The organism is Streptomyces sp. DSM 15324 (genome assembly GCF_001514285.1).
Taxonomy (GTDB): domain Bacteria; phylum Actinomycetota; class Actinomycetes; order Streptomycetales; family Streptomycetaceae; genus Streptomyces.
Genome location: NZ_KQ949044.1, coordinates 45,293 through 49,082, shown reverse-complemented (window position 1 = coordinate 49,082; position 3,790 = coordinate 45,293). Strand labels below are relative to the sequence as shown.

The following is a 3,790-nucleotide window of genomic DNA, read 5'->3' as shown; positions in this document are numbered from 1 at the left end:
CGCGCCCACATCCACGTAACTCGTGCCGCGCTGTTCGGCGTCGGGGTCGTACAGGGCCGTGAGGTCCCAGCCCCGGTCGGTCGGGAACGGGCCGACGGTGTCGGCGCCCTCGGACAGCAGCCTCCACAGCCCCTCCGGATCCCGCACCCCACCCGGGAACCGGCACGCCATCCCGACGATCACCACCGGATCCTCGGCGACGACCGCACCCCCCACCACCGGGACGACGGCCTCCGCACCGGGCGCGTCACCCAGGAGTTGTTCCCGCAGGTGGCGCGTGAGCAGCACCGGCGTCGGATAGTCGAACACCAGTGTCGCGGCCAGGGGGACACCGGTCGCCATGGCGAGTGTGCCGCGGAGTTCGACCGCGGTGAGGGAGTCGACACCCAGGTCACGGAAGGCACGCTCGGCCGGGACGGCGGCCGCCCCCGCGTAGCCGAGGACGCCGGCGGTGCAGAAGCGGACGACTTCGAGGAGCACGCGCTCCTGCTCCGCGGGGGTGAGTCCGATGAGCTGGTCGCGCAGGACGGAGCCGTCGCCGCGCCCGAAGCGTTCGGAAGCGGCTCCGGCCTTCTCGACGGCCGCGCGCGCCTCGGGCAGCGACTCGATCAGCGGGCTGGGGCGAGTGACCGTGAAGACGGGGGCGAACTCGGCCCAGTGGATGTCCGCGACCATGACGACCGGCAGGGGCTCGCCGACGGCGCGATGCAGCGCCATGACACCGAGGGCGGGCTGGAGGGGCAGCACACCGCCGCGGTGCATGCGCCAGTGCACGACCTCCTCGTCGGCCATGCCGCCGTCGGCCCACGGCCCCCACACGATCGAGGTGGCGGGCAGCCCGGCCGCCCGGCGGCGCTGGGCGAGCGTGTCGAGGAAGGCGTTGGCGGAGGCGTAGTTGCCCTGGCCCGTGGTGCCGAGGGTGCCGGAGATCGACGAGAAGAGGACGAAGGCGTCGAGGTCGCGGTCACGGGTCAGTTCGTCCAGGTGCAACGCGCCCAGCGCCTTCGCCCGCAACACCGTCGCGAACCGCTCCGGCGTCAACGCGTCGATCACACCGTCGTCCAGCACACCCGCCGTATGCACCACCGCATCCACCGGATACTCCGCCAACACCCCCGCCAACGCCTCCCGATCCGACGCATCACACGCCACGACCGACACCCGCACACCGGCAGCGGTGAGCTCCTCACGCAACTCCACCGCCCCCGGAGCCTCCACACCCCGACGGCTCATCAACACCACATGCTCGGCACCCTCCGCCGCCACCCACCGCGCCACCCGCGCACCCAACGCACCCGTACCACCCGTCACCAACACCGTCCCCCGCGGAGACCACACCGACTCCCCGCCGACAGCACCACGCACCCGTTCCAGACGACGCCCGAGGACGCCGGAAGGCCGCAGAGCCACCTGGTCCTCCGTGCCGCCGCCGAACAGCACGCCCAGCAGACGCGTGACGGCGCGGCGGTCCAGGACCTCGGGCAGGTCGATCAGACCACCCCACCGATCCGGATACTCAAACGCCGCCACCCGGCCCAGACCCCACACCGCACCCTGCACCGGATCGGCCGGACCGTCCGAACGGCCCACCGACACACCACCTCGCGTCAGCACCCACACCCGGCCGCCCGCGCCCGCGTCACCGAGCGCCTGCATCACCATGGCCACCAGGGCGGGGCCGAGGGGCAGGCCGTCGGGGTCGGCTCCGGCGAGTCCCGCGAAGACGAGGACACCCGCGACCGGGTGACCCTCCGTGGCCTCACGCAGTCGGTCGGCGAGTGCGGCGCGGCCGGTGGCGGCCGTGGCGACCACGGTGGTGACGCGGTCGGGGCCGCCCAGGGCCGTGGTGAGGGCGGTGACGGCCGGGTCGTCGCCGTCGGGGCCGGCCGGGAGGATCAGCAGCCACCGGGCGTCGCCGGCGTCCGGCGCGGTGGCCGGTTCGATGGTGGCGGGCTTCCACACCACCTCGTAGGCGAGGGCTTCGACAGCGGTCTCCTGCTGCTGCCGCTTCCGCCAGGAGGCGAGCGCCGGGACGACCGCGCCGATGTCCTCGGGCGGGAGCCCCAGGGTCTGCGTCAGGGCGTCGACGTCCTCGCACTCGACCGCTTCCCAGAACCGGTCGTCGGCGGTGTCCGCCGCGGTCCGGGCGGATTCCGGGGTCCCGCCCGTGGCGGCCGTGCCGTGGTCGAGCCAGTAGCGCTCGTGCTGGAAGGCGTAGGTCGGCAGGTCCGCCGCAGGGGTGGTGGGGGCGGCGCCGAGCGCCGGGGACCAGTCGATGTCGACGCCGTGGGCGTGGAGCTGGGCCAGGGCGCCGTACAGACCGGCGACCTCGGGGCGGTCCTTGCGCAGCGCGGGGACGAGCAGTGAGCCGCTGCCCGTGGACGGCTCGTCCGAGAGGCAGGTGCGGGCCAGGGCGGTGAGGGTGCCGTCGGCGCCGACTTCGAGGTAGCGGGTGACGCCCTGCTCGTGCAGGCGTCGTACGTCGTCCGCGAAGCGTACGGGCTGGCGGACGTGCGCCACCCAGTATCCGGCCGCGCAGAGTTCGCCGGGGTCGGCGAGGGTGCCGGTGACGTCGGAGACGACGGGGATCTGCGGACGGTGGTAGGTGAGGCCCTCCGCGACACTCAGGAAGTCCCGCAGCATCGGTTCCATCAGCGGCGAGTGGAAGGCGTGGCTGACCCGCAAGGGGGTGGTCCTGCGGCCGAGGGTGCGGAAGTGTGCGGCGATCTCCGCCACCCGCTCCTCGCCGCCGGAGATCACGACGGACTGCGGTCCGTTGACGGCGGCGATGCCGGCCTCGGTCTCCAGCCCGGCCAGCAGGGGCAGCACCTCCTCCTCGGAGGCCTGCAGCGCGACCATGGCGCCGCCTTCGGGCAGTGCCTGCATCAGTCGGCCCCGGGCCGCGACCAGGCGGCAGGCGTCGTCCAGGGACCACACTCCCGCGACGTAGGCGGCGGCCAGTTCGCCGATGGAGTGGCCGGCGAGCACGTCGGGGCGCAGCCCCCACGACTCCAGCAGCCGGTAGAGCGCCACTTCGAAGGCGAAGAGGGCGGGCTGGGTGAACTCGGTCCGGTTCAGCACCGTTTCGTCGTCGCCGAAGACGATCTCCTTGAGGGAGCGCCCGAGTTCGTTGTCCAGGTGGGCGCAGACGGAGTCGAACGCCTCCGCGAACTCCGTGAAGACCTCGTAGAGTTCCCGGCCCATGCCGAGCCGTTGGGAGCCCTGTCCCGCGAAGAGGAAGGCGAGGCCGCCCTCGGGGCCGGCCGTGCCGACGGCCGCGAGGGGCGAGGGTTCGCCCCGGCCGACGGCCTTCAGGGCGGTGAGGAGGTCGTCGCGGTCGGCGCCGATCACGGTGGCGCGGTGCTCGAAGGAGGACCGGGAGGTGGCGAGCGCGTGGGCGACCACGGCGGGGCTCAGCTCGGGGCGGGACTCGAGGTGCTCGGCCAACCGGGTGGCCTGCGCGCGCAACGCCTCGTCGCTGCGGCCGGAGATCAGCCAGGGCACCGTGGCCGACGGGGGGTTCGGGGCGGCCGGGACGACCGGGTCCCCGGCGGGGAGCGGTTGCTCCAGGACGACATGGGCGTTGGTGCCGCTGAGTCCGAAGGCGGAGACGGCGGCACGGCGCGGCCGGCCGTCCCCGCCGGTCCACTCCTGCTCCTGCGTCAGCAGCTCCACCGCACCGGCCGACCAGTCCACGTGCGAGGACGGCTCGTCCACATGCAGCGTGCGCGGCAGTACACCGTGCTGCATCGCCAGCACCATCTTGATCACACCCGCGACACCCGCGGCG

Annotated in this window: 1 protein-coding gene; it reads right to left on the bottom strand. The window is 73.7% G+C overall.

Translation table 11 applies throughout. The annotated features are described in order from the left end of the window. The coding region (locus AQJ58_RS39415; RefSeq protein ID WP_159056405.1) for a type I polyketide synthase at positions 1-3,790 on the bottom strand (3,790 nt) is incomplete at both ends.